A 302-nucleotide genomic window follows, 5' to 3' on the forward strand; every position below is an offset into this window, starting at 1 on the left:
ATAATCAACTAATGATTATCCTCCTACTCGATTATTTAGTGTTAAGTACCTATTAACAATAAAACTTTGATATGTAAAAGTTGGCGGGACTGTGTGGGAATCGAACCCACCAGAGACGTCACGCGCCTCTCGGACGGTTTTGAAGACCGTGGGGGACACCAGTACCCCATCCAACCCCGTGAAAAGGAACATGTTCTATTATACGATGGAATCTTTCTTTTGACAAGAAATGTTTTATTACAGATTTTTCAAACGAGAAAGCCACCTCCTTTAGGTGTGGGAGGAGAGTGAGGTCAAATACG

General features: G+C 42.1%; 1 tRNA gene. It reads right to left on the reverse strand.

Annotated features, from left to right (window positions below):
* Positions 1–81: 81 nt before the first annotated feature.
* Positions 82–178: transfer RNA gene (locus tag RZN25_18660), tRNA-Sec, on the reverse strand.
* Positions 179–302 lie beyond the last annotated feature (124 nt).

The organism is Bacillaceae bacterium S4-13-56, from assembly GCA_040191315.1.
GTDB lineage: Bacteria > Bacillota > Bacilli > Bacillales > JAWJLM01 > JAWJLM01.